Below are 24,557 nucleotides of genomic sequence, written 5' to 3' on the forward strand. Positions count from 1 at the left end.
GCCTATACCCTCAGCACGTCGCGCCGCCGCAGCGGGCGGGCGAACAGCTCGGCCAGGTCGCCCGCCTGCTCGAAGCCGTGGATGGGAGAGAAGACGAGTTCGATCGCCCACTTGGTGGCGAGCCCCTCGGCCTCCAGCGGATTGGCGAGGCCGAGCCCGCATACGGTGAGATCGGGCCGGTCGGCGCGGACGCGGTCGAGTTGGCGGTCGACGTGCTGGCCCTCGCTCAGCCGCGTGGCGGCGGGCAGCAGGGCAAGTTCGCGCGCATTGATGCGGCGGTTGAGGTAGGGGGTGCCGACCTCGACCGGCTCCATCCCCAGCTCGTTGCTGAGAAAGCGGGCCAGCGGCACTTCGAGCTGCGAATCGGGAAGGAAGGTGACGCGCTTCCCGGCGAGCCGCTCGCGGCTGTGCTCGATGGCGCGCTTGGCCCGCTCCCGCCCCGGGGCGATGACCCGGTTGAAGTGCATTGGGTCGATCCCGAAGACTTGGGCCGCGGCGTGGAGCCAGTCGGTCGTTCCCTCCGCGCCGAACGGGAACAGCGCGTCGAGCCTGCGCGCACCGCGATCTTCGAGCGCGCGGCAGGTTTCGGTGAGGAACGGCTGGGCCAGCAGGACGCGCGTGTCCGGGCCGACAGCGGGCAGATCGCGGGCGTTGCGCGCCGGAAGCACGCCGACGCGCCCGATGCCGAGTTCGGCGAAGAGGCGCAGGAACTGGTCCTCGACAATGTCGGGAAGGGTGCCGACGATCAGAAGTTCGGGCGCCGAGCCTGCGGGCAGGCCGGGCATTTCGGGCACCAGCGCGGCAAGGCAGGCGTCCTCGCCCTCGGTGAAGGTCGTCTCGATGCCGCTGCCCGAATAGTTGAGGATGCGGACTTGCGGGGTGTAGCGCTGGCCCAGCCGCTGGGCGGCCTTGGCCAGGTCGAGCTTGATGACTTCGGACGGGCACGAGCCGACGAGGAACAGCGTGCGAATCTCGGGCCGGCGGGCGAGCAGGCGGGTGACGACCCGGTCGAGCTCTTCCTGGCAATCGGCCATGCCGGCCAGATCGCGTTCCTCGATGATGGCGGTGGCAAAGCGGGGTTCGGCAAAGATCATCACGCCGGCCGCGCTCTGCAGAAGGTGGGCGCAAGTGCGCGAACCGACGACGAGGAAGAAGGCATCCTGCATCTTGCGGTGCAGCCAGACGATGCCGGTCAGCCCGCAGAACACTTCGCGCTGGCCGCGTTCGCGCAGGATCGGCGCGCAATCAGCGCCGCCCGCCGGGATGATCGCCGCCCCGCTCACGCCCTGAGCGCCGGTTGCGCCGCTGCCTGGAGCCGCGCGGCGCGAAGCTTCAGGAGGAACTGGCCGGCGTTGACGACGTAACTGGCATAGGCCGCCAGGGCGAGGACCATGCGCTGTTCGACCGAGCCGAAGCCGCCGAGCAGCATGACGAGGTAGGCGCTGTGAAGGGCGAGGACGAGCATCGAGAAGACGTCTTCCCAGAAGAAGGGCCGGGCAAAGAGCCATTGGCCGAAGACGTCCTTCTCCCAGATCGAGCCGGTGATCATGATGGTGTAGAGGACCAGCGTCTTGACGACGATCGATACCTCCGCCGCCATCGCGCCCTCGCCGGTCGCGAGGCAGCGCAGCACCAGGGCGAGGCTGACGAGGAAGACGAGAAACTGAAGCGGAGCGAGGATCCCCTGCACGAGGGTCCAGGGCGACCGGTCGCGGCGCTGCCGCTCTTCCACCGTGTAGAGCGCCTGGCTGCCGTTCCCGAATGCGGTCTCGAAATTGCCGCCCGATCGATAATCGGTCGCTTGTCTTCCGGCCGGTGGATGATGCCCATCCGTTCCCATTGCCAGCGTCGCCTCCACTCCACAGAAGGAAAGACTACGCCTGCGCAATCACAAGTGTCAATCCAGCTTGACGACAAGAAAATATGACACGGTAGCATTTGCTAAAGTGTCAGGTTGGGCCTAGCCTGCTCGAATCCGGCGGTCACGACTCGAAGGGGGGGCTGACGGGGTTGACGCGATCCGCGCCGTTTCCAGATCGGGAGAGCTGGATGGCTAAGGCACTTTTCAATGCCGCCGGGCTGAAGGTCCGCAGCGTTCCCTCGGGCAGGGTGCGACCCTTTTCCTCGTTTTCGGGCGCAAGCCTTTCGAAAGTGGTCGAGGGCGATATCATCCCCCGGCTGTTGATGGCCCATCGCCACGATCCCTGGCCGGGTTATCGGCTTAGGGAGCCCGACGTGCCCGCAGGCGATCTGCGCGCCGACGAGATCGAACGCTTCGCGATACTGCCGCTCGAGCGCGATGCGGGCGAACTCCTCGACGAGATCGAGAACTTCCTGGCGCGCGGCGTCAGCGTCGAGCGGATCTTCGTCGAACTGCTGGGACAGTCGGCGCGGCGGCTTGGCGAGCTCTGGGAAGAAGACCGCTGCGATTTCGTCGAGGTGACGATGGGTTTGTGGCGGCTGCAGGAAGTGATGCGCAGCCTGGCCATGCGCTCGACCAATTTCCTGCAAACGGTAGAAGCGCCGCCGACGGTTCTCTTCGCGTCCATGCCCGGCGATCAGCACAGCTTTGGTGCACTGATGATCGGCGAGATCTTCTCGCGCTCCGGCTGGGAAAGCGAAGTCGCGTTCGAACCAACGACCAAGGATCTGCTCGCGATCGTGGCGCGGCGCGCCTTCGATCTCGTAGGATTGACGGTTACCAACGATTGCCCTAGCGGCGTGCTCGCTGACCTCGTGTCGGCCATCCGTTCGGTGTCGCGCAATCCCGCGATCCGGATCATCGTCGGGGGCAGGGCAATCAACGGCGACAGGGCTTTGGCAGCTGCTGTCGGTGCGGATGGTACTGCGCGCGACGCGGACTCGGCACTCGTTCTTGCCGAGCAGATGATGGTGGAAAACCGACTGGCACTTGGGCAAGTCTGATCGCCGGAGGAGCAATTGCTCATTCGCAAGCACAGCATCGAGGGCAAGGCATCCTTCGGCGACGCTGCGGGAATGCTTGGCTCTCTCGATCTGGAGGCGATGACCCGCATTGCGATGGTCGCCGGCGACATCACGCTGGTGCTGAGCGATACCGGCCGGATCCTCGACGCGTCTGCCAACGACGACGATTTTCCCGGCTTTGCCGACTGGATCGGGCGTGACTGGGTCGACACCGTCACGATCGAGAGCCGGCCCAAGGTCATGGAGATGCTGGCCGGTGCGCGCAAGCGCCAGACGCAGCACTGGCGGCAGGTGAACCATGCGTTCGAAAGCGGCGACGTGCCGGTCAAGTACGTCGTCGTCCCCGGCGGCAGCGAAGGCCGCAACTTCGCCTTCGGGCGCGATCTTCGCGATACCGCGGTGGTCCAGCAGCGGTTGCTGCAGGCGCAGCAATCGCTGGAACGCGACTACATGCGGATGCGCCGGATCGAGGCGCGCTATCGCATGCTCTTCGAACTGTCGTCCGAACCGGTGATCATCGCCGCCGCCGACGGTTTTCGCATCAAGGAGGCCAATTCCGCCGCCTACCGATTGCTCGGCGCGCAGCCGGGAAGCCTCGAGAACGCAAAGCTGCTCGCGCAGTTCGATCGCGGAGTCCGTGAGGGGCTGATCGCCTATCTCGGGTCCGCGCTTTCGGCAGGATCGGTGGCGCCGCTGCAGACCCATCTGCGCGACGGGCTGGGCGACGTCTCGATCCAGGCGGCCGGCTTCCGGCAGCAGGGCGAGCAGTTCCTGATGCTGCGCTTCGACGCCGACATGCTGCCCGACAAGCCGGAGAACGCGGTCGCGCTCGAGATCATCGAGACGATGCCCGACGCCTTCGTGCTCGTCGACGAGGCGCGCTCGATCGTCCTTGCCAACATCGCCTTCATGGAACTCGTCGGTGCGGCCAGCGTCGAGCAGATCCGTGGTCGCCCGCTCGACGAATTCGTCGGGCGCCCAGGCATCGACCTCGACCTCGTCGACGGTCAGCTCGCGAAATACGGATCGGCCCGCAACGTCGCCACCGTGATCGCGGCCGGCGACATGCTGCCGGGCGAGCCGGTCGAGCTTTCGGCGGTGAGGACGAGCGATCCCAGCCCGCACACCGGTTTCGTGATTCGCCAGATCGGCCGCCGCTTGCGTGACCTGCAGCCGATCGTGCAGGAGAAGCCGCGCTCGGTCGAGCAGCTGACCGAACTGGTCGGACGCATGTCACTGAAGGACATCGTGCGCGAAAGTACCGACCTGATCGAACGGCTCTGCATCGAGGCCGCGCTGTCCTACACTTCAGACAATCGCGCCTCCGCCGCCGAGATCCTCGGCCTCAGCCGGCAGAGCCTCTATTCCAAGCTTCACCGCTACAGCCTTGGCAATCTGCAAGGCGAGGACGATTAGGCGCGCTGACACTGTCAAAACAATTTGACGGCCAGAGGTGTCAGGCATAGCCTCGCACGATGGCCAATTCCGCCGCTTCCGCCGCGTTTACGAAGCGCCCTTCGCTACGCGATGTGGTGGAGTTGCTGAAGCCGATCACCTGGTTCCCGCCGATGTGGGCTTTCATGTGCGGCGTCGTGTCGTCGGGCATGCCCGCGGGCGGACGGTGGCCGTTCATCGTCGCCGGTATTGCCCTGACCGGCCCGCTTGTCTGCGGTACCAGCCAGGCGGTGAACGACTGGTACGATCGCCATGTCGACGCCATCAACCAGCCCGAACGGCCCATTCCCTCGGGCCGTATCGCGGGCAACTGGGGCCTGCGCATCGCGATAGCCGGCACGCTGATCTCCCTGCTGGTTGCGTGGCTGGTGGGGACATGGGTTTTCGCGGCGACCGTGCTCGCGCTGATCTGCGCCTGGGCCTACAGCGCGCCGCCATGGCGGTTGAAGACCAGCGGCTGGGTCGGCCCGGCGGTGGTCGGGCTGACTTACGAGGGGCTGACCTGGTTCACCGGCGCGGCGGTCATGGCCGGCGGCCTTCCCGACAGGCGCATTCTCGCGGTGCTCGTGCTTTACAGCATCGGCGCGCACGGGATCATGACACTCAACGATTTCAAGGCGGTGGCGGGCGACAGCGTCAGCGGGGTGCGTTCGCTGCCCGTCGTGCTCGGCACCGGCGCGGCTGCGCGTCTGGCCTGCGCGGTGATGGTGGTCAGCCAGGCTTTCGTCGTCCTTCTCCTCGCGGCTTGGGGCATGGCGCTGGCGGCCATCATCGTCACCGGTCTGGTCGCGGCGCAGGTTGCGCTGATGCCGCGACTCCTCGCCAATCCTGCGCGAGAGGCGCCGTGGTACGCCGCGCGCGGGGTGACGCTTTACGTGCTGGGCATGTTGTGCGCCGCATTCGGCCTCGGGGGCTATTTCGCATGAATGCCGGCGCGCGCGGCGGCTTCGGCTGGATCGACATCATTCGGCTGGGGTCGGTGCAGGCGTCGATCGGGGCGATCGTCATGATCGGCACCTCGCTGCTCAATCGCCTGATGGTCGTCGAATACGGCCTTGCCGCGGCGATCCCGGCGGGGCTGGTCGCGTGGCATTACGCGGTGCAACTGTCGCGGCCCGTATGGGGCCAGGGGTCGGACCGCGGTCGGCAGCGCAGCCCGTGGATCCTGTTCGGAATGGCGCTCCTCGGTCTCGGCGCGCTGATAGCGGTGAACGTCACGATCATGACGGCCAGCGACCGCCCGTTCGCGATCCTCATCGCCATCCTCGGCTTCACGATGATCGGTGCCGGCGTGGGCGCGGCGGGCACGTCGCTGCTCGCGCTTCTCGCCACCGGGGTCGCGCCGCCGCGCCGGGCTGCCGCCGCCGCGATCACGTGGATCATGATGGTTGCCGGCATCGTCGCGGCGGCCGGGACCGCCGGAGCCTTGCTTGATCCGTTTTCGCCGCGGCGGCTGGCCCTGGTTGCCACCGGGCTGGTCGCCATCGCCCTTGTCGTCACCGCGCTCGCCCTGTTCCGGATCGAACGGCGGGCGTTCGCTGCGACGGATCATGCGCGGGGCGAGGCTCCCGACATGCGCGCCGCGCTGTCCGAGATGCTGGCCGAACCGCAGGCCCGGCGCTTCACGATCTTCATCTTCGTGTCGATGCTCGCCTATTCGATGCAGGACCTGATCCTCGAACCTTTCGCCGGGCTGGTCTTTGCGATGACGCCGGGGCAGTCGACCCATCTTTCGGGGATCCAGCATGGCGGCGTGCTGGTCGGCATGATCGTTTCGGGCATCGGCGGCAGCGCCTTTGCGGGGCGACTGCCGGTGGACCTGCGCGGCTGGACCGCGATCGGATGCCTCGGTTCCGCGCTCGCGCTGGTGGGGCTGGCGCTGGCGGCGCGGGCTGGCATCGGCTGGCCGCTGGTCCCCAATGTCTTCGTCCTCGGCTTCTTCAACGGAATGTTCGCGGTTGCCGCGATCGGCGCGATGATGGGGCTTGCCGGACAGGGCGAGCGCAGCCGCGAGGGCGTGCGCATGGGCGTATGGGGCGCGGCGCAGGCGATCGCCTTCGGCCTTGGGGGCTTGGCCGGGGCGCTGGGTGTCGATCTGTCCCGTCGCGCGCTGGGCCAGGATGCCGCCGCCTTCGAACTGATCTTCTCGCTGGAAGGTGGGCTTTTTGTTGCCGCGGCATGGCTGTCGCTGAGGATGGCAGGTCGGAACCCGACCCGGATGAGGATCATGGAATCATGAACGAAGCGGTCTACGATGCCGTCGTTGTCGGCGGCGGCCCCTCTGGCGCGACAGCCGCCAACGATCTGGCCGCGGCGGGGCACAAGGTGCTGCTGCTCGACCGGGCCGGCCGGATCAAGCCCTGCGGCGGGGCGGTGCCGCCGCGCCTGCTCGAGGAATTCGGGATCCCCGACCACTTGCTGGTCGCGCGGGCCAAGGCGGCCCGGATGATCGCGCCGTCCGATCGCCGGGTCGACATGCCGGTCGGCGAGATCGGCTTTGTCGGCATGGTCGACCGTGACGAATTCGACGAATGGCTGCGCGATCGCGCGGCGCGGTCGGGTGCGGAGCGGCGCAAGGGGACGTTCGAGAGCATCGAGCGCGATGGCGGCGAAGGCGCGCTGGTCCTTTATCGCGGCGAACGCGGGGGCGAGGTGCGCAAGGTGCGCGCCCGGCTGGTGATCGGGGCCGACGGCGCGCGTTCCGCGGTCGCCCGCGCAGAAATCCCGGGTGCCGGGCGCAACCCTTGCGTCTTTGCCTATCACGAGGTGATCCGATCGCCGGAAAGCAGCACCGAGGCCTTCGACGCCGAACGCTGCGACGTCTTCTACCAGGGCAAGCTCTCGCCCGATTTCTATGCCTGGGTCTTTCCCCACGGCGAAACCGCCAGCGTCGGCGTCGGCAGCGCGAACAAGGGATTTTCGCTGCGCGGCGCGGTTGCGACGATGCGCGGTGATCTCGGGCTGAACCAGTGCGAGACGGTCCGCCGCGAAGGCGCGCCGATCCCGCTCAAGCCGCTGAAGCGATGGGATAACGGGCGCGACGTGATCGTCGCCGGCGATGCCGCGGGCGTGGTTGCCCCCGCTTCGGGGGAGGGCATTTATTACGCCATGACGGCCGGGCGGATCACGGCCCGCGCCGCTGCCGGTTTCCTCGCAACCGCCGACCCAAGCGCGCTTCGCTCTGCGCGCAAGCAGTTCATGCGCGAACACGGGCGAGTCTTCTGGGTTCTGGGGATGATGCAGTATTTCTGGTATTCCAGCGACAAGCGCCGCGAACGGTTCGTCGACATGTGCGCCGACCGCGATGTGCAGCAACTGACGTGGCAGGCCTACATGAACAAGCGGCTGGTGCGGGCGAAGCCGATGGCGCACCTGCGGATCTTCCTGAAGGACACGGCCCACCTCCTGAACCTGAGGCCCATCGCCCGATGAGATCGAGCTGGATCATGCCGATCGCCGTCGCGCTGCTGGCGGCGCTGGGCGTGGCGTTCATCGGAGGTTCGATCACCGATCTCGGCCCCTGGTACGAAAATCTCGCGAAACCGGACTGGACCCCGCCGCGTCCGGTATTCCCGATCGCGTGGACGCTCATCTTTGCGCTGGCCGCCATGGCCGGCGTCACCGCCTGGCGCAAGGCACCGAACGTGCAGGTGTCGGACACGGTCATCGGGCTGTTTGCGGCGAACGGGTTCCTCAACATCCTGTGGAGCCTGCTGTTCTTTCGCATGCAGCGACCGGACTGGGCGTTTTACGAGCTCATCGTGCTCTGGCTCTCGATCGCGGTGCTGATCGTCTATTGCTGGCGCCTGTCGAGGCTGTCGGGCCTGCTGCTGGTGCCCTACCTCGCCTGGGTGACGGTTGCGGGCGCGCTCAACTGGCAGGTCGTCCAGCTCAACCCGCCCTTCGGCTGACCGCCTCATGATGGCCGAGCTTTTCGCCAGCGGCCATGCCGTCGACATCGTCTTCGCGGTGCTGGCGATCGAGGCGCTGCTTCTGCTTCGCGCCGGCTGGAAGGCGCCCGATGTCGTGACCACGCTCTTGCCGGCGGCGCTCATCCTCCTGGGAACGCGCGCGGCTCTGGTCGGCGCACACTGGACGATGGTGGCGCTGCCGCTGGCGGCATCGTTTCCGGCGCATCTTGCCGACCTTGCCCGGCGCGGCAAGGCAAAGCGGGACCGGTCCCCCACCGGTCCACGCTAGCCGCGCGCTATTGCGCGAGAGCCGCCTTGGCGGCCGCCTCGGCCTTCTGCTCCGCCTTGGGGTCGGGCGTCATGCCGACAGGCGCGGGGCCCGCCGCAGGGCGCAGCAGGGCCGGATAGTCCTTGGCCATCTGGTACCCTCCCAGCGGCTTGTTCTGGCCGCGGTGGCAGGTGGCGCAGTTGGCCTTGAACGGATCGCCCATCTCGCCCTTGCGATGCGCCGGGAAGACGCTGGCGAGCGGAGAGATGTAGTCGAAGTTGATCGCCCGAACCATGTCGAGGCCGTACCACGCCGTCTGGCGGGGCGGGTTGCTCGTCGCCCAGCTCTGGAAGGACTGCGCGTTGTGGCAATAGGTACAGTTGACCCCCAGCGACTGCGAGATGTGCATCATCATCGCGTAGGTGTTTTCGGTCTCCATGGTCGATGTCTTGTTGGCGGGGCTGGGGAAGCGATCCTTCGATACCACCCGCGCCGCCTTGGCCGTGGTTCCGCCGAGCAGGTATTGCGCAACGGCCGCGTTCGGCAGTGAAGAGTAGGCCGAGTTCGAGACCGGATCGTTCTGACCGTTCTTGTTGCGCACGATCCCCTTGTGCGCGGGATCGTCGGGCAGGGTCCAGTGCTCGGTCGGAACCGCCTGGCCGCGGTGACAGGTCCAGCAGGTGACGCCCGTTTGCCCGACGTGATCGGTCCAGCCGCTGTTGAGTTCGCGCGTCATCTGGATCATCCGGCGCGCGACGACCTTCGTGTAAAGCTCGTCGGACGCCATGTTCGCCGGGTTGTGGCAGTAGTTGCAGCCTTCGGCGGGTGCGACCCAGGCGGTGATCGCCGCCATCGTGTAGTTGAACTGCTCGTCTGACACGTCGCCCAGCACCTTCAGGTTCTGGTAGATGCTGCCGGCGCGCGGGCCGTCGGTGCCGGGCGGATCGTAGGGCGGGGCGGGCACGTCGTCCTTGATGGCCGACGCCTTGACCATGACCGTGTTCATCCCGGTCCCGCGATAGCCGTTCTGGTAGCTTTCCTTGGGCGAGAGTTCGCAGGCCGCCAGGGTGAAGGGCAGGGCGGCAACGCTTGCAAGAATGATCAGGCGCCTCATTGTCCGACACTCCCAAGGCCTGCGGGATCGACGACCCCGCTGTCAGGATAGGCAGGCGCATAGTAGTGCTGCTGCGCCCACAGGTACCAGTTGTCGACCACCGTGCCGGTCAGCAAAATGCCGATGCCGCCGGTCAGCGTGGTCAAAACCGCGAACCACCAGGCCCAGCGGTGGATCGATTCCATCGTCGCGTTGAAGCCCATGGTCCAGCGCCAGAACAGTGCTGCACGCTCCGACGCGGTGCCGCGATCGGTGATCTGCTCGATCTCGCGCTCGCCGCCATAGCGGCCAACCGCCAGGATCGTCGCCCCGTGCATCGCGAAGAGCAGGGTCGAACCGTAGAGGAACGCGATCGAGAGGCAGTGGAACGGGTTGTAGAACAGGTTGCCGTAGCGGATCGAAAAAGCTGCGGTCCAGTCGAGGTGCGGGAAGATGCCGAAGGGCACGCTTTCCGCCCAGCTGCCCATGAAGAAGGGGCGGATGAAGCCGAGCACGAGGAACAGCCATATCGCCGACAGGAAGGCCCAGGCGACGTGCGTGCCCATGCCTAGCGCGCGGGCCCGGCGATAGGTTCGGACCCACCACAGCAGGACCGAGGTGGTCAGGCAGAAGCCGGCGATGATCCACCAGCCGCCGTCGGCCAGCGGCACGAACGGCGTGAAGCCGTATTTCGGCCCCGGCGGTTCGAGCGCGAGCCAGGGAAGCTGGCGGACGAACTGGATCGGGTCCCACCCGACCGAGGCGAGCATGTTGAGCCCGACGATCTCGAACCAGATGAAGCCGAAGATCAGCGACGCGATGCCGGTCCAGCCGAGGTAGACGGGGCCGATCTGCGCCTGGCCAATCCGGCCCAGCAGGTGGACGAAGGTGGTGTCGCGAATCCGCGGATCGTCGCCGACGGGTAGCGGCACGCCCATTTCGGGGGCGGTGCGCAGTTGCACCTGGGTGAAGATGTTCTGATAGCGAGCCATCGTCGTTTCCCCCTCAGGACCAGATCGGAAGATTGAGCCACCAGGTCCACCATTCGGGCCAGCCCTTGGTCCACAGCGGGCCGCTGATGACGATGCAGACCGCGCTCCAGAACCCGGCGTTGAGCGCGAGCAGCAGGCCGAGCCGGTGAATGCCCAGCGTGCCGATCGAATAGCCGATCAGGTCGCGGAAGAAGGTGTCCTCGTATTCCGGGCTCTTCACGTCCTGCCCCTTGGGCGGGTTCACGGCCGAAAGCACCAGCGCCCCGTGGAGGGCCAGCGCCAGCGTCGTGGTGAAGAAGAACGACACCGCCAGCATGTGCGCCGGGTTGTAGTGGAAGTGGAGGTACTGGTAGCCGGTGTTGGACACCCAGTCCAAGTGGCTGAAGATGCCGTAGGGAAAGCCGAAGTGCCATCCGCCGAGCAGAACCGGCCGGATCACGACGAGCGTGAAGTAGGCGAAGATCGCGAAGCCGAAGGCGACGGGGACGTGGTATCCCATGCCCAGCTTGCGGCAGATCTCCACCTCGCGCAGCGCCCACGACGAGAAGGATACGAGCGCGCAGACGGTAATGACCTGCCAGAACCCGCCTTCTTTCAGCGGGGCGAGGCCGAGGCCGTAACTGAGGTCTGGCGGTGCGATGGATATGAGCCATGGATTCCACGTCGGCCCCTGCGAGGCGGCGTAGAAGATGAGCGCGGTTCCCAGCGAGGCGAAGATGGCCGTGACGACGCCGAAGAAGCCGACGTAGAACGGCCCCACCCAGAAGTCGAAGAGGTCGCCCCCCAACAGGGTGCCGCCGCGCACGCGATACTTTCGCTCGAAACTCAAGAGCGCCATAGCTCTATCCTCCCCCGTCGACGCGCGACGGGCTGATGTTGGTCAACTCGAACCTCGGGAGGCGGCGACGTTCAGAGGCCGCCGCCTCTCGCACGATCTGCCGTCAGGTCGCTGCCGGCGCCGCCGCGGCCGCCGCGGCGCGACCCTGCGCCGAGTTCGGGCCGTCGAGCCAGTTGAAGGTGTCCGTGCTGAGCAAGATGAAGTGGATCACCAGCGCCAGGACGAAGAGGAAGATGAACAGGGCGACGAGGGCCCTGCGCGGATCGAAAATTAGCCACATTCTCCACATGGTCGTGTTTCCCTTTACAAGGTTGACCGTGTCCGCGGCGCGTGATGCCCCGGCACGGAATTATCGGCTCAGAGCCAGGGCTTCCACATCCACACGAGGAAGTGTGCGACCACGGCCACCGCGGTGAAACCGATGAAGCTGCCCATGAACAGTTTGTGGAATTCCTTCGCTTCCTCGGGCGTGAGGTATGTCCTCAGGCCGAGACGGTCGTCGGGATCATTCATAATCCGGTCTCCAGTTCTGCTTGGTGTGCGAGAGGCGAACGAAGCCTCCTTCGGTATCCGCGCAGGGCATCGCTGCCTGCGGGGATGGGTTGGCCCGGCGATCGGGCGATGGGGTAGGGGCGGGTCATGCGCCGGCTCCCTCGAGCAGGGCGTCGGCCAGCCGTTCGGCCGTGACCCGGTCTTCGCCGGCCCGGCGGGCGGCGCGTTCGGCCGCGTCGCGCAGGCGCTTGGCGGCGGATATGCGAACCAGCACCGGCTGCGCCTCGACCAGCTGGTCGAGCTTGAGCTTGGCATCCTCGTCCCAGTCCATGTCCTGCCGCGCGGGCGTCGGATCGACGGTGTCGAGCTGCGTTCCCAGCGGCAGGATGTGGAAGAGCGCGTCGAACAGCGCGTTACACACTTCCTGGATGAGGTACGTCGCCCCGGCATAACCCATGAACGGCGTGCCGGTGTGGCGGCGGATCGCCGCGCCCGGGAAACTGGCCGGAATGTAGACCCCGCGCGGACCGAAGCCGCTCCCGGCGCATTCGGCCATGTACATCCGCTCGTTGTAGCTGCCGAACAGCACCAGCGGCGGGTTCGCGTGAATTGCGGCGCGCACCGCGGCATTGTCGGGCTTTACCCCTGCCGATCGGCTGAAGGCGAAGTTGCAGGGCAGGCCCATGTCCTCTTCGAGGAACTTGCGGATGCCGCGGGCATACGTCTCGTTGGCGACGATGCCGAAGCTGGCGGTGCCGAAGAAATCCTGCGTGACCGATCGCCACAAGTCCCACAAGGGCTTGATCGTGGTGTGTTTTTCGCGGGTGATGAACGGTTCGGGGTCCAGCCCAAGTTCGGCGCCCAGCGCGCGCAGGAACCTGGTCGTGCTGTCCAGCCCGACCGGGGCCTGGAAATAGGGCCGCTCCATCAGTTCGCACAAGTGGCGGCCATATTCGCGGTAAAGGCACACGTTGGCCTGGGCATCGGCCAGCCGGCGCACGTCGGCGAGGTGGCTGCCGAGGGGGAAGACCATGCCCACTTCGGCGCCGATCCCCTCGATCAGGCGGCGGATCTCGGCCAGGTCGCTGGGCATGTTGAACATGCCGTAGGCAGGGCCTATGATGTTGACCCTGGGCTTCTCGCCGTCCTTCACCGGCTTGCGCTCGGGCACCGCTTTCGGGCCGAATTCGGTCCACAGCCAGCTCAGCGCGCGGTCCGCGGTCTGCCACTGGTCCTCGTCGATGGTGCGCGGCAGGAAACGCTTGATGTTGGTGCCTTCGGGCGTCACGCCGCCGCCGATCATCTCGGCGATGGATCCGGTGACGACGACCGCGGGCAAATCGGGGTCGAGCGTCTGCCAGGCCCGCTTCATCGCACCCTCTGTGCCGGTCTTGCCCAGCTCTTCCTCGCCAAGGCCGGTGACGACGATGGGCAGTTCGTGCGGCGGCAGTCCGTCGGTGTAGTGGAGGACGCTGGTGACCGGCAGGTTCTCGCACCCGACGGGGCCGTCGATGACCACCTGCAGGCCCTTGACCGCGGTGAAGACGTAGACCGCGCCCCAGTAGCCCCCGGCCCGATCGTGATCGAGGACGAGCGTCAAGTTCCCACCGCCTCCGCCGCCTTGCGGGCCGCTTCGTTGAGCGCAGCGTACTTCTTCTTGAACTGCGGCCGGTCCTGCGGCGTGTCTTCCCAGACGCCGCTGGCATGGCCGGTGCCGACGCCGTCGAAGAACTCGCTCATCCGCGACATGCGATCCTTGTTGGCCAGCGCGGCGTTGACCACTTGCGCCAGGCTTCCCGCGCCGGCCGGTCCCATCAGGGGGCGGGCGGAAATGAGATTGGTGAAGTAGAGCGCCGGGATCGCCTTCTGCTTGGCGTGCTGCACCACCGGGGTCGTGCCGATGGCGAGATCGGGGCCGAATTCCTCGACCGCGGCGATGTCCTGTTCCAGGCTCGCGCGATAGTTGACGCGGGTGCCGCGCGCTTCGAGCCATTCGCGATCGGGGTCGGACCAGCGCGTCCGGGGGCAGGCGGTGCCGACATAGGGCACGTCGGCGCCGCTTTCGATCAGCAGCCGTGCGACCAGCAGTTCCGACCCCTCGTAACCCGACACGGTGATCCGCCCCTTCACCGGCATGGCAGCAAGCGCCCCGCGAATCGCGGCGACGAACTTGTCCTTCGCGGCATCGATGGTCGCCTGCGCCACGCCGCAGGCCGCGCCGATGGCGTCGAGCCAGGCGGCGGTTCCCTCCGCGCCGACGGGGGCCGAACCGACGATCGGACGACCGGCGGCCTCGAACTCGCGGACGCTGGCGGTATAGAACGGGTGGATCGCGGCCGCCGCCGCGCAATCGAGCGCCGAATAGAGCTCGCGCCATTCGCGGGTCGGCACGACCGGACCTGCCGCCAGCCCGAGCGGCGCCAGCAGGTGCCCGATGCCGACCGGATCCGCCGGGAACATCTCACCCAGCAGCGACACCGTGGGGCGGTCGGGCCGCTGGTGCGGCCTTGCCACCGGGCCAAGCTCGGCCTCTTCGCGGGCGTAGGCCAGCATCGCGCCCGCGAGCACGTCCTTCGCCTCGGCATGGGTCGGTATGCCGAAGCCCGGCACGTCGATCCCGATGATCCGCACCCCGTTGATCTGCTTCTTCAGCAGGCGCAGCGGAACGCCGCTCGCGGTCGGCACGCAGAGATTGGTGACGACGATGGCGTCGTACTGTTCCGGATCGGCCAGGTCTTCGACAGCTTCCTTGATGTCTTCGAACAGCTTGCCGGTCACCAGCGTTTCGGAATTGAACGGCACGTAGCCCACCGTCCGCCGTGCCCCGTAGAAGTGCGAGGTGAAAGTCAGGCCGTAGACGCAGCAGGCCGAGCCGGACAGGACCGTGGCGGTGCGCCGCATGCGCAGGCCGACGCGCAGGGAGCCGAAGGCCGGGCACATGCTTTGCGGCTGGTCGTGCGGGCCGACGGGATAGTCGGCGGCGTAGCGGTCGAGCACTTCGCTCTTGCCAGCGTTGCGCGCCGCCTCGCGCATCGTATCGGCACCGCCATGGCAGCCACCGCCTTCGGCCGCCGGCTCGATGTCGATCCGGTCGGGCTCGCGCGCGAAATCGGTGGCGAGATCGGTCATGCCTCAGACCTCGTCATAGATGACCTCGAGGCTGGGCTTCGGCTCGAAACTGCCGCCGCGCATGTCCGCTTGGGTGGCGGGGATAAGCTGGACGTTGCCGCCGGTCTCTTCCGGCGAGAACAGGCCGAGCAAGCCATCCTGATCCAGCGGGCGCGGCTGTTGCGGCGGGGCGCCGGCGACGTTGGCGGCCAGCTCTTCGAACAGGCTGCCCCATTCGCCGCCGGGCATGCCGATGATCTGGTAATTCGCGGACTTGCGCCGGATATCCTCGTTGGCGGGGATCGCGGTCAGCACCGGGATGCCGACCGCGCTGGCAAAGGCCTGCGCTTCGCCGGTGCCGTCGTCCTTGTTGATGATCATGCCCGCGACGCCGACGTTGCCGCCCATCTTGCGGAAGTATTCGACCGCCTTGCAGACGTTGTTGGCGACGTAGAGCGATTGCAGGTCGTTGCTGCCGACGACGATGACCTTCTGGCACATGTCGCGCGCGATCGGCAGGCCGAAGCCGCCGCAGACCACATCGCCGAGGAAATCGAGCAGGACGTAATCGAAGCCCCAGTCGTGAAAGCCGAGCTTTTCCATCAGTTCGAAGCCGTGGATGATCCCGCGCCCGCCGCAGCCGCGGCCCACTTCGGGACCGCCCAGTTCCATCGCGAAGACGCCGTCGCGCTGGAAGCAGACATCCTCGATCGCGACTTCCTCTCCCGCCAGCTTCTTCCTCGCGCTGGTCTCGATGATCGTCGGGCAGCTCTTGCCGCCAAACAGGAGACTGGTGGTGTCGCTCTTGGGATCGCAGCCGATCAGCAGGACGCGCTTGCCCTGCTGCGCCATCATGTAGCTGAGGTTGGACAGCGCGAAGCTCTTTCCCGAGCCGCCCTTGCCGTAGATCGCGATGATCTGGGTTTCCTTGCGGACCTCTCCGGTGTGCACCGGATCCGGCTCGATCGCCGCCTCCGCGCGCAGGGCCATGTCGGTATCGAGCATCGTCATGCGCATTCGCTCCAGTCGAGAACCATCTTGAGGCAGTTCGGGTCGAGAAGGGCCGCGGGATAGGCCGTCTCGGCTTCCGTCGCGGGCCGGATGTCGGACACCAGTCCGTCGAGCGCGAGGTCGCCCGATTCGATCATGGCGCGGGCGGAGGAAAGGTCGTCCGGTCCCCATTCCGCCGCCACGCGCAGCCGCGCCTCGGCCCGGAAGGCCGGCGCGAAGGCGAAGTTGATGCGGTGGGCGTAAAAGCCCGCCAGCACGATCTCGCCGCCCTTGGCCAGCTTGCCGATCAGGGTGTCGAGCACGTCGGCAGAGCCGCTGACGTCGCAGATCTTCCGGTAATCGCGGCGATCGTCGTCCTTCGGCGCGATCACCTCGTAGCCGCGCGCGCCGGAGCGGCGGCATTCCTTGTTGTCCCAGACCACCGGCGGCGGCGCGCCCGCCGCAATCGTCAGTCGGGCGAGTAACCGGCCCAGCACGCCGTGGCCGATGATCAGTTCGGGTGGATCTCCGCCGGCGAGCGCGTGATGCGCCGTCGCGGCCAGGGCAAAAAGGATGCCGTCGGGACCCAGCGACTCGGCAACGGGGAAGGCGCGCGCGGACGGCACCACGAGCCGCTGCGCGGTGCCGCCGAAAAGCCCGTGGGCTTCGACATAGCAGTTGGCGCCCGGAACGAAGACCCAGTCGCCGATCCTGCCTTTCGCGTCGGCCCCGGCGTCAATGACGCGGCCGACGGTTTCGTAACCGGGAACGAGGGGGTAGCCCATGCCGGGAAATGGCGGCATCTCGCCGGTCCAGAGCAGCTTTTCGGTGCCGCTGCTGATACCGCTCCAGTGCGCCTCGACGACGAGGTCGGACGGGCCTGGCGCCATGACGTCGAGCGTGCGGAACGCCAGGCGGCGGGGAGCCTCGACAATGACGGCAAGTGCATCCATCTCGCAGGCCCATCCCCTTCTGTCTGGTCGACCCGGCACCAATATCAAAGGTGATTTGGCACACTGTCAGCTTAGACCTATCGGTCAAAGTGTCAATCCAGCATTACACAGAATACTGTCAGGCATGCGCGACTATAAGCGATGTGAGCACGGGCAAGTCGGTCCGGATATTGCGCAACATGGAAAAGCCGGCTTCTCGCAGCATGGCGTGGACTTCGCCCACTCGCCGCGGTCGTCCGCTGCCCATCGCCCAGAGATAAAAGCCGAAATAGGCATCCCCCATCCGCTCGGCGCCTCGCACGCCGGCCATGGGTTCGGCGATGATCAACCGGCCGCCCTTGCCCAGCGCGGCTCTCGCGGCGCGGAGGATGGAAAGCGCCCTGTCATCGTCGTGATCGTGGAGAATGCGGACAAGCGAGATGGCGTCGTAACCGCGCGGCAGGTCTTCGGCAAAGAAGCTTCCGGGATGCCATTCGATCCTTTCCGCCCCGACTCGCGACTGCGCGCTCGCGACCACTTCGGGGAGATCGAGTACGCCGACACGCTGGTCGGGATACCTGGCCAGGACTTTTCCCGCGAACACCCCGAAACCGCCGCCGACATCGAGCAGCGACCCGACCTGCTTCAGAATGCCGGTTGCAAGTACCTGATCGGCGACCATTTCCTGCGACTGCGCCATCAACTGGCTGTATTCCGCAGCGTCGACCGATTGCGCGCCATAGGCCCAGAAATGCGACAGTCGCGTCGGCTGACCGCGATCGGCGCGCAGGATCGCGAGCGGGTCCGACAGGTCGTCGTAGAGCAGGCGGTGATGCCGGATCATCGCCTGTGCGCCCGCATTGAAGAGCAACGCGGCCCCCTGCTCCCCGAGCATCCAGCCATCGGCGCCGACATCCTCGACCAGCTGCAACGCCTCTGCCGCACGCAACAGCCGCACCATCGGCTGGCGATCGAGCGCGCAAGATTTCGCGATCTCGCCTGTGCTGCGCGGTCCGTCACGTAGCAGATCGAGCACGCCCGCCTCCACCACGGCGCGCAGCGTCTGGGTATAGACGAACCCGGCGACCAGATCGAAAAGTCGCGCCGAACGCTGGCGCGCGACGGGTCGAAGCAGGGGATTGCGCGCCGCGTGCGACTGAAAGCGCGGACTCGCAATGATCCGGTTGCGGAGCGAGATCCACCATCGCCTGATCCGCAGGGTCGGCGGCGCTGCATCCAAAGATCGATCCCCTTGCATATGTCCAAATGATTGGACATCTGATATGTAAAGGTCAAATGCATTCGCGGGAAAGGGGATGTCAGGTGAATGGCCGTGTCGTCATCGTCGGGGCAGGGATGGGCGGGCTGGCCAGCGCCGTCCGGCTCGCCTCGAGCGGCCACGACGTCACGGTCGTCGACAAGCTGTCCCACGTCGGTGGCAAGGCGCGGCAGCTTCCGGTCGAGGGCCGCGCCATCGATGCGGGGCCGACCGTCTTTACCATGCGGGATGTCTTCGACGACCTCTTCGCCTGTGCCGGGCGGCGGCTGGACGATTGCGTTTCGGTCAGACAGGCGTCGGTCATCGCCCGCCATGCGTGGGGAGAGGGAGAGCGGCTCGACCTCCACGCCGACCCGCTGCACAGCGAAGCGGCGATCGGCGATTTCGCGGGCGCCGATGCCGCACGCGGCTATCGCGCCTTTCGCAAGGAGGCGGCGCGCATCCATGCGATCCTTGAAAACAGCATGTTGCGGGCGGGCAAGGTCGGCTGGCCCCTGCCGTTGATGTGGCGCATCGGCCTGTGGCGGATCGGCGACCTGAAGGCGATCCGGCCTTACGAGAGCCTGTGGAAGGTGCTGGGCGAGCATTTTGCCGACCCGCGCCTGCGCCAGCTCTTCGCCCGTTATTCGACCTATTGCGGCTCGTCGCCTTTCGCCACGCCCGCCACGCTCATGCTGATCGCCCATGTCGAGGCGACGGGGGTATGGCTGATCGACGGCGGGATGGCTTCGCTGGCCGAAGCGCTGCGTCGTGTCGCCGAAGAGAACGGGGCACGGTTCCGCCTGGGCCGCGCGGCAGCGCAGGTCGAAATCGAAAGAGGCCGGGCGCGCGGCGTGATCCTCGATGGAGGCGAGCGGATCGCCGCCGACGCGGTCATCGTCAACGCCGATCCGGCGACGCTCGCCTCAGGCCGGCTGAGCGAAGCGGCGGCGGCCGCCGTTCCGGGCATGAGGGCCAGGAGCCGTTCGTTATCGGCGCTCGTCTGGCTGGCGCATGCGAAGACCTCGGGCTTTCCGCTTTCCCGTCACAACGTCTTCTTTTCCGGCGATTATCCGCGCGAATTCGCCGACATCGCCGCCGGTCGCCCGCCGCTCGATCCCAGCGTCTACGTCTGCGCGCAGGACCGCGATGCACCGGGCGCGAACGTTGCGGATGGCGAGCGCCTGCAGGTCATCGTCAACGCCCCGGCCAATGGCGATGCCCACCACTATTCACTCGAGGAGAGAACGCGATGCACCACCGCCATGAGGCGCAGCCTGGCGCGCTGCGGGCTGGAACTGCAGGATCCTCTGCCGCATTCGCTGCTGACGCCGAACGAGTTCGAGGACCTTTCGCCCTCGACCGGCGGAGCGATCTATGGACGGGCCTCGCACGGCTGGGCGGCATCCTTCCTCCGGCAGGGCACGCGGACGCGGATCCCTGGGCTCTATTGCGCGGGTGGAAGCACCCACCCGGGAGCGGGGGTGCCGATGGCGGCCTTGTCCGGGCGGCTGGCCGCGACGCTGGTGGCGCGCGACCTCGCTTCGACGCGGCGGTTCCACCCGGTGGCTACGCCTGGTGGTATGTCGATGCGATCAGCGATGACGGACGGCACGGGCTGACCATCATCGCCTTTCTGGGCAGCGTCTTTTCCCCCTATTACCGCAGCAGCGGCCGGCTCGAACCGGTCGATCATTCCGCGCTCAACGTCGCGCTCTATGGTCCGCGCGCCCGCTGGTGCATGACCGAGCGGGGCCGGCGGTCGGTGGTGCAGGAGCCGGACGACCTGCAGATCGGGCCGAGTTCGGTGCACTGGAACGGCGACGCGCTCGAAATCCTGATCGAGGAGCGCGACAAGCGGCTCGGCATTCCGTGGCAGCGGCGCGTCTGCGGACGGGTGCGGGTGATCCCCGAAGCCGTCAACGAGACCGCCTTCGCGCTCGACCCCGACAATCGCCACCGCTGGCACTGCATCGCGCCGCGCGCCCGGGTCGAGGTCGACATGCACCGGCCGGGCCTGCGCTGGAGCGGGAACGGCTATCTCGATTCCAACTTCGGCAGCGAGTCGCTGGAGGAGGGCTTCCGCGTCTGGCACTGGTCGCGCGCGCATACCCTCAGGGGCGCGGCGGTCTGCTATGAAGGTATCCGCAGGGACGGCACCGGCTTTGCCAGCGCGCTGCGCTTCGATGCCGACGGCACGCCCCGGCTTGAGACTCTGCCGATGGTGGCGCCGCTGCCCGACACGATCTGGCAGATGGAGCGCAAGACCCGCGCCGATCATGGCCATGCCGGAGTCATCCGGACATGGGAGGACGCGCCGTTCTACGCCCGTTCCCGCCTCCATTCGCGGCTGTTCGGCGAAGAGGTCGTGGCTGTGCAGGAAAGCCTCGACCTCGACCGGTTCTCCTCACCGATCGTCCAGTTCATGCTCCCCTACCGCATGCCCCGCGTCGTCTGAGGCTTTCTTGCGGGCCTCGCGGTCGCGGGCGATCTCGCGGTTGACCGACCATAGCTGGTAGAAGCCGAAGCCGAGGGCGATGACGGCGGTAAAGACGATCTCGATCCAGCCGAAGTGCTCGCCCATCAGTCATCCTCCATCCGTTCGGCGGGCACGATCCCCTGCGCGCCGGCATGCCGCAGGATCAGGTCCACCGCCCGTTGCGGACGTTCTTCGTGAGCAAGATGGCCGAGACCGTCGAGCCTGACCAGATCGCAATCGGGGAGCAGCGCGCAGGCCTCCTGCGCCGAGGAGATCGGCACGGCGTTGTCGCGCGTTCCGTGCGCCAGCAGCACCGGTGAGCGCATCGTCGGCAACCGGCCCCTCAGCGCGTGGAGATCCCAGTTGGCCATCATCGCCAGCGCCCCGGCGCAATGTTCGCTGTTGCCGATGAGGGTGGCATAGCAACCCAGGCCCCGGGAATCGATCCGCGAGTTGGTGGCGCGCCCGACGAAGCGCTCGATCTCGCCGGTTTTGCGGGCAAGGTGGGCGAAGATCGAGGGGACGAAGGGATTGACGAAGAGCAGCTTTGCCATGGCCGGGAAGAGCTGCGCCCCCGCCCCGGTGAAGGGCATCAGCGCGACGCCGAACCCGGCGACCGGCACTGTGCTTTCGGCAGCCAGTTCGAGCGCGATCGCGGCCCCTGCGGAATGGCCCGCGATCATTGCGGGATTTGCCCCAAGTTTGCCGAGCAGGTCGCGCAGGGCATCGGCGATCCGCGGCAGGGTCGGCCCGCCGGCGATCCGCCCGCGGGTGAAGGCGTGGCCCGGCAGATCGGGCGCGACGACGGTGAAATGACGAGACAGCGGCGTCATCATGTCGCGCCAACTGTGCGTCGATGCGCCGGTTCCGTGGAGCAGGAGCAGGACCGGGCCTTCGCCCATCACCTGCACTTGCCAGCGCAGGCCCGCGGCATCGACGAAGCGGCTGGCGTCGCGGTGCGGCCAGTCCCGGCCTTCGCGCTCCCAGGCAAGTACGCTCATGCCGGTTGTAGTGATGGCCTCGCCGCGTCGACGGCGCGGCGCAGCGTGGCGGCATCGGCCATCGGCAGCGGCAGGTAGCGCGCGGCCATGAGCCGGGCGACCGCCTCCGCTTCGGTACGAGGGCGGGGCGCGATGTCGATGACCAGCGCGGCGAGGCGGGCCGCGGCGATCGACCGGGCGGCCGCCTCCGCATCGGTCCGCGCACGGGCCCGACCGGGGCTGCCGTCGGCGGCGATGTTGGCGCTGCCGTCGGTGAGGAAGACGAGAAACGGCGTCGAACCGCGCGCTGCGATGCCTTCGGCCAACCGCCGGCCCGCGGAAAGGCCCGTGGCGAGCGGGGTGCCGCCGCCGCCGGGCATCTCGGCTAGTGCACGCCGCGCGCGGGTGAGCGAGCGCGTGGGCGGCAGCAGCAATTCGGCATCGCGGCCGCGAAAGGCGATGAGCGCGACCTCGCTGCGCGTGACATAGGCCTGCGCGAGCATCAGCTCGACCGCGCCCTTCGCCTCCGCAAGCCGCGCCATCGCAGCCGAGCCGGACGCGTCGACGCAAAAGACGGTCACCGCGCTCGCCCGGTCCTCGAAACGACGGATGCGCAAATCGGACTTGCGGATGAGGAGGCGGCGGGCATCGAGTTCCGGCACTTCCCGCAGGCGCAGCGGCTGCCATGGCACGGCGGCACGCAGCGTATCGATCAGGGCGAGCCGCGCGCCCCCGCGGGGAAGGCCGGGCCTCGCCCCCAGCGGCTTGCCGCGCAGGGCGGACTTTGCCTTCCGCCCGCCGCCGCTGCCGCGCGCGTTGCGGCGACCGGCACCTTCGGCGAGACGCGCAAGCAGGTCCGGCGGGATCGCTGCGAGCGCGGCTTCGAGCACGCGGTCGTCGGGCGGTCTGTCGTCGCCCTGTGCGTCGGTATCGCCGGGATCGTCGCGGGCGGATGCATCGTCGCGGTTCTGGTCCCGCTCCTGCGGTTCGGCGTCATCCGATGCGGGCAGCCGCGTCGCGCGGGGGGCCAGCACCAGGCGGGCCGCTGCCTGCAGATCCTCTTCGGACAGCGTGGCTCGCCCTTGCCGCGCCGCATGCGCCCGCGCACAGGCGAGCGCGAAGAGGAGAGCCCGCACGGAATCGATGCCGAGCGTCAATGCCGTCGCGGCCAGCGTCGACAAGGCCCCGCCGTCACCGGCCTCGACCTTGTCGAAAGCCGTGCGGGCAGGGGCGGAACCGACCGGGCCGACCGGCGCGCCCGCCAGATCGCACAGGAACGCCACTCTTTCGGCGAGGGCAGGCGGGGGGCCTTCCTCCGCCGTCGCGCCATCGTCGAGCAGGACGATGGCAAAATCGGCCCCCGTGTCGATCGCCTGTGCCAGCCGACCCGCGATGGCCGGCGCAAGCCGTTCGGCCATCGGCACCAGCAGCGTGCCGCCGCGCACTTCGTCGAGAAGGCCGGCCTGGCGCACCGTGCGGCCTGCCGATAGGCTGGAGGGGATATCGATCCCGCCGAGCAGCCGTTCGTCGTCGACGTGGGCGGGCAGGCGGCGCAGCGCACCCGCGTCGCGCAGATGATCGACCAGCGCATCGCGCGCCGGCCCCGCGCCGCGCAGGCCTATTCCGCCGAGTTGGCGGGGCGCGATGGCGAGGAGGTCGAGCGCCAGGGCGGCGTCGGCGAAGCGTCTGGTCCCGTCGTCCGGCGGGATCAACCGAACAGCTCGTCGATGGAGCGCCGGATGCGAACCGTCGAGCCGGTCTCGTCCAGCACATCGCGGCGAAGCCGGTGGCGCAGCGCCATGGGCGCGACTTCGATCACGTGCTCGCGCTTGACCGAGCGTGCGCCCTTCAGCGCCGCCAGCGCCCGCGCCGCCCGCATCACCGTCAATTCGCCCCGCAACCCGTCGGCGCCGACCGCGCGGCACAGGGCGGCGATGTCGGTCATCACCGCATCGGGCACGCTGAGGCCGGCCAGCCGCTTCTGCCCCCGCGCGATCTTGCGCAGGATCGCTTCGTCCTCGTCCTGCCACGCTTGCGCGAAAGCCTCCGCATCGGCATCGCGCGCGGCGCAGCGCCGCATGATTTCCACCCGCTGGCCGATGTCGTCGGGGGTTCTGACTTCGACCGATAGGCCGAACCGGTCGAGCAGTTGCGGGCGCAGCTCGCCCTCTTCCGGATTGCCGCTGCCGATGAGGACGAAGCGGGCGCGATGCCGGATCGACAACCCCTCGCGCTCCACCGTGTTCTCGCCCGTCGCGGCAACGTCGAGCAGCAGGTCGACGAGGTGGTCTTCGAGAAGGTTGATCTCGTCGATGTAGAGAAAGCCGCGATGCGCCTTGGCAAGAAGGCCGGGTTCGAAGGCCTTTTCGCCCGATCGGAGCGCGCGCTCGAGATCGAGCGAGCCGAGCACCCGGTCCTCGGTCGCGCCGAGCGGCAGGTCGACGAACGGCACCGCGACCTGCCGCTTGCGCGAGGAATGGCACGGATCGGGGCAGGTGCCCGCTTCTTCCGGCCGGCATTGGTAACGGCAGCCTTCGGCCACCGCGATCGGCGGCAACAGCGCGGCCAGCGCCCGCGCGGCAGTGGACTTGCCCGTCCCGCGATCGCCGAAGACCATCACCCCGCCGATCGCCGGCTCTATCGCGGCGATCAGCAGCGCCAGCTTCATCTCGTCTTGCGCGACGATCGCCGAGAAGGGGAAGAGAGCCATCTGTCACTCTTTCTGGACGTTTAAGACCGTCACGACAAGTTGATTGTTGATCCCTTGGGGTGACCCTCGACAGGATTTTTCGCGCATCGACAAGCCCCATTGGGC

The 24,557-nt window shown here is 67.7% G+C and carries 25 protein-coding genes; 9 read left to right on the forward strand and 16 right to left on the reverse strand.

Annotation, left to right across the window (positions count from 1 at the left end):
* Window positions 1–2: 2 nt before the first annotated feature.
* The gene (locus J2X37_RS03595) at window positions 3–1,283 is read right to left on the reverse strand and encodes a ferredoxin:protochlorophyllide reductase (ATP-dependent) subunit N (RefSeq protein ID WP_310017828.1); all 1,281 of its coding nucleotides are present in this window, start codon (window positions 1,281–1,283) and stop codon (window positions 3–5) included.
* A complete protein-coding gene (gene bchF, locus J2X37_RS03600) occupies window positions 1,280–1,858 on the reverse strand; it encodes a 2-vinyl bacteriochlorophyllide hydratase (protein WP_310017830.1) in 579 nt (192 codons plus the stop codon). The genes J2X37_RS03595 and bchF overlap by 4 nt, the downstream gene beginning before the upstream one ends.
* 152 nt (window positions 1,859–2,010) lie before the next feature.
* Between bchF and J2X37_RS03605 the strand changes: the two genes are divergently transcribed.
* Genes J2X37_RS03605 through J2X37_RS03635 form a run of 7 tightly spaced genes read left to right on the forward strand, consistent with a single transcriptional unit; the run spans window position 2,011 to window position 8,601 of the window.
* A complete protein-coding gene (locus J2X37_RS03605; RefSeq protein WP_310017832.1) occupies window positions 2,011–2,925 on the forward strand; it encodes a cobalamin B12-binding domain-containing protein in 915 nt (304 codons plus the stop codon).
* A 15-nt stretch (window positions 2,926–2,940) separates the two neighbouring features.
* Complete coding sequence (gene ppsR / locus J2X37_RS03610) at window positions 2,941–4,362, forward strand: transcriptional regulator PpsR (protein WP_310017834.1); 1,422 nt, start codon at window positions 2,941–2,943, stop codon at window positions 4,360–4,362.
* A gap of 59 nt (window positions 4,363–4,421) precedes the next feature.
* A complete protein-coding gene (gene chlG / locus J2X37_RS03615) occupies window positions 4,422–5,327 on the forward strand; it encodes a chlorophyll synthase ChlG (protein WP_310017835.1) in 906 nt (301 codons plus the stop codon).
* Window positions 5,324–6,640 carry a BCD family MFS transporter gene (locus tag J2X37_RS03620; protein ID WP_310017837.1) on the forward strand — a complete coding sequence of 439 codons (1,317 nt, stop codon included), beginning with the start codon at window positions 5,324–5,326 and terminating at the stop codon, window positions 6,638–6,640. Before chlG ends, J2X37_RS03620 begins: the two co-directional genes overlap by 4 nt.
* Window positions 6,637–7,833 (forward strand): geranylgeranyl diphosphate reductase, encoded by a 1,197-nt coding sequence (locus tag J2X37_RS03625; protein ID WP_310017839.1) that lies wholly within the window; start codon window positions 6,637–6,639, stop codon window positions 7,831–7,833. The genes J2X37_RS03620 and J2X37_RS03625 overlap by 4 nt, the downstream gene beginning before the upstream one ends.
* Entirely contained in the window at window positions 7,830–8,312 is a 483-nt protein-coding gene (locus tag J2X37_RS03630) for a TspO/MBR family protein (RefSeq protein WP_310017841.1), read from the forward strand. Before J2X37_RS03625 ends, J2X37_RS03630 begins: the two co-directional genes overlap by 4 nt.
* A gap of 10 nt (window positions 8,313–8,322) precedes the next feature.
* The gene (locus tag J2X37_RS03635; RefSeq protein ID WP_310017842.1) at window positions 8,323–8,601 is read left to right on the forward strand and encodes a hypothetical protein; all 279 of its coding nucleotides are present in this window, start codon (window positions 8,323–8,325) and stop codon (window positions 8,599–8,601) included.
* A gap of 7 nt (window positions 8,602–8,608) precedes the next feature.
* Here the strand turns inward: J2X37_RS03635 and pufC are convergent, their stop codons facing one another.
* From pufC to J2X37_RS03685, 10 genes are all read right to left on the reverse strand, one after another.
* Window positions 8,609–9,694: a photosynthetic reaction center cytochrome PufC gene (gene pufC / locus J2X37_RS03640; protein WP_310017844.1), complete on the reverse strand. Its 1,086-nt coding sequence runs from the start codon at window positions 9,692–9,694 to the stop codon at window positions 8,609–8,611.
* Window positions 9,691–10,665, reverse strand: a complete 975-nt coding sequence (gene pufM / locus J2X37_RS03645; RefSeq protein ID WP_310017846.1) for a photosynthetic reaction center subunit M — start codon at window positions 10,663–10,665, stop codon at window positions 9,691–9,693. The genes pufC and pufM overlap by 4 nt, the downstream gene beginning before the upstream one ends.
* A gap of 13 nt (window positions 10,666–10,678) precedes the next feature.
* On the reverse strand, window positions 10,679–11,503 hold the full coding sequence (pufL, locus tag J2X37_RS03650) for a photosynthetic reaction center subunit L (protein ID WP_310017848.1): 825 nt from the start codon (window positions 11,501–11,503) through the stop codon (window positions 10,679–10,681).
* Between the two features lie 103 nt (window positions 11,504–11,606).
* Window positions 11,607–11,792 carry a light-harvesting antenna LH1, alpha subunit gene (gene pufA / locus J2X37_RS03655; protein ID WP_310017849.1) on the reverse strand — a complete coding sequence of 62 codons (186 nt, stop codon included), beginning with the start codon at window positions 11,790–11,792 and terminating at the stop codon, window positions 11,607–11,609.
* Between the two features lie 68 nt (window positions 11,793–11,860).
* On the reverse strand, window positions 11,861–12,016 hold the full coding sequence (gene pufB, locus J2X37_RS03660) for a light-harvesting antenna LH1, beta subunit (RefSeq protein WP_310017853.1): 156 nt from the start codon (window positions 12,014–12,016) through the stop codon (window positions 11,861–11,863).
* A gap of 124 nt (window positions 12,017–12,140) precedes the next feature.
* The gene (gene bchZ / locus J2X37_RS03665) at window positions 12,141–13,595 is read right to left on the reverse strand and encodes a chlorophyllide a reductase subunit Z (RefSeq protein ID WP_310017855.1); all 1,455 of its coding nucleotides are present in this window, start codon (window positions 13,593–13,595) and stop codon (window positions 12,141–12,143) included.
* Window positions 13,592–15,124 carry a chlorophyllide a reductase subunit Y gene (bchY, locus tag J2X37_RS03670; protein ID WP_310017857.1) on the reverse strand — a complete coding sequence of 511 codons (1,533 nt, stop codon included), beginning with the start codon at window positions 15,122–15,124 and terminating at the stop codon, window positions 13,592–13,594. The genes bchZ and bchY overlap by 4 nt, the downstream gene beginning before the upstream one ends.
* A 3-nt stretch (window positions 15,125–15,127) precedes the next feature.
* Entirely contained in the window at window positions 15,128–16,114 is a 987-nt protein-coding gene (locus J2X37_RS03675; protein WP_310017860.1) for a chlorophyllide a reductase iron protein subunit X, read from the reverse strand.
* A complete protein-coding gene (bchC, locus tag J2X37_RS03680) occupies window positions 16,111–17,046 on the reverse strand; it encodes a chlorophyll synthesis pathway protein BchC (protein ID WP_310017862.1) in 936 nt (311 codons plus the stop codon). The genes J2X37_RS03675 and bchC overlap by 4 nt, the downstream gene beginning before the upstream one ends.
* A 118-nt stretch (window positions 17,047–17,164) precedes the next feature.
* Window positions 17,165–18,265 carry a methyltransferase gene (locus J2X37_RS03685; protein ID WP_310017864.1) on the reverse strand — a complete coding sequence of 367 codons (1,101 nt, stop codon included), beginning with the start codon at window positions 18,263–18,265 and terminating at the stop codon, window positions 17,165–17,167.
* 83 nt (window positions 18,266–18,348) lie between these two features.
* Between J2X37_RS03685 and crtD the strand changes: the two genes are divergently transcribed.
* Together crtD and J2X37_RS03695 are read left to right on the forward strand one after the other, a co-directional pair.
* Window positions 18,349–19,905 carry a 1-hydroxycarotenoid 3,4-desaturase CrtD gene (gene crtD, locus J2X37_RS03690; protein ID WP_310017866.1) on the forward strand — a complete coding sequence of 519 codons (1,557 nt, stop codon included), beginning with the start codon at window positions 18,349–18,351 and terminating at the stop codon, window positions 19,903–19,905.
* Window positions 19,906–20,024: 119 nt separating this feature from the next.
* Window positions 20,025–20,741 (forward strand): hydroxyneurosporene dehydrogenase, encoded by a 717-nt coding sequence (locus J2X37_RS03695; RefSeq protein ID WP_310017868.1) that lies wholly within the window; start codon window positions 20,025–20,027, stop codon window positions 20,739–20,741.
* On the opposite strand, the gene J2X37_RS03700 is transcribed toward J2X37_RS03695, so the two are convergent.
* The 4 genes from J2X37_RS03700 to bchI are packed head-to-tail and all read right to left on the reverse strand — an operon-like array spanning window position 20,691 to window position 24,452.
* Window positions 20,691–20,867: a hypothetical protein gene (locus tag J2X37_RS03700; protein WP_310017870.1), complete on the reverse strand. Its 177-nt coding sequence runs from the start codon at window positions 20,865–20,867 to the stop codon at window positions 20,691–20,693. The two genes, J2X37_RS03695 and J2X37_RS03700, sit on opposite strands and share 51 nt — an antisense overlap.
* Window positions 20,867–21,763 (reverse strand): alpha/beta fold hydrolase BchO, encoded by an 897-nt coding sequence (bchO, locus tag J2X37_RS03705; RefSeq protein ID WP_310017872.1) that lies wholly within the window; start codon window positions 21,761–21,763, stop codon window positions 20,867–20,869. Before bchO ends, J2X37_RS03700 begins: the two co-directional genes overlap by 1 nt.
* A complete protein-coding gene (locus J2X37_RS03710) occupies window positions 21,760–23,454 on the reverse strand; it encodes a magnesium chelatase subunit D (protein WP_310017875.1) in 1,695 nt (564 codons plus the stop codon). The genes bchO and J2X37_RS03710 overlap by 4 nt, the downstream gene beginning before the upstream one ends.
* Window positions 23,451–24,452, reverse strand: coding sequence for a magnesium chelatase ATPase subunit I (bchI, locus tag J2X37_RS03715; RefSeq protein ID WP_310017878.1), 1,002 nt, complete (start codon window positions 24,450–24,452; stop codon window positions 23,451–23,453). The genes J2X37_RS03710 and bchI overlap by 4 nt, the downstream gene beginning before the upstream one ends.
* Window positions 24,453–24,557 lie beyond the last annotated feature (105 nt).

The sequence above is a fragment of the Croceicoccus sp. BE223 genome (genome assembly GCF_031457155.1).
Classification (GTDB): domain Bacteria; phylum Pseudomonadota; class Alphaproteobacteria; order Sphingomonadales; family Sphingomonadaceae; genus Croceicoccus.